This window comes from Streptococcus sp. 79 (genome assembly GCF_013277425.1).
Classification (GTDB): Bacteria; Bacillota; Bacilli; order Lactobacillales; family Streptococcaceae; genus Streptococcus; species Streptococcus pseudopneumoniae.
Window position 1 is genome coordinate 1 of record NZ_VMMW01000120.1, and the last position, 752, is coordinate 752.

The 752-nt window shown below is 43.9% G+C and carries 1 protein-coding gene; it reads left to right on the top strand.

All coding sequences use genetic code 11. The features are described from left to right. Positions 1-752 (top strand): IS66 family transposase (locus tag HT729_RS11420; RefSeq protein ID WP_172932032.1); only part of this gene is annotated, 752 nt, incomplete at both ends.

Genomic DNA, 752 nt, shown 5'->3' on the forward strand with positions numbered 1-752 from the left:
CAGAAGTTTAATCTGAAGGTCCCCAATTATCGCCAAGAAGAAGATTGGGCTAGGATGGGTTTACCAATCACACGTAAGGAAATCTCTAATTGGCATATCAAGGCGAGTCAATACTATTTGGAGCCCCTCTATAACCTCTTGCGAGAGAGACTATTGACTCAGCCCTTACTTCATGCGGATGAAACTTCTTATAGGGTGCTAGAGAGTGATAGCCATCTGACCTACTATTGGACTTTTTTGTCTGGGAAAGCTGAGAAGCAAGGAATCACGCTGTACCACCATGATCAGCGTCGAAGTGGTTCAGTAGTACAAGAATTCCTAGGAGATTATTCTGGATATGTGCATTGTGATATGTGGTCTGCTTATCGTCAACTGGAAGAAGCTGAACTTGTTGGATGTTGGGCGCATGTGAGAAGGAAGTTTTTTGAATCCACCCCCAAGCAAGCAGATAACTCATCCTTAGGAGCTAAAGGTTTAGCTTATTGTGACCAGTTATTTGCCTTGGAAAGAGACTGGGAGGTTTTGCCAGCTGATGAACGACTACAGAAACGTCAAGAAGAGCTCCAACCCCTAATGGAAGACTTCTTTGCTTGGTGTCGGCGTCAGTCAGTTTTACCTGGTTCAAAACTAGGAAGGGCAATTGAATACAGTCTCAAGTATGAAGAAACCTTTAAGGCCATTTTGAAAGACGGGCATCTGGTCCTTTCCAATAATCTAGCTGAACGCGCCATTAAATCATTGGTTATGGGACG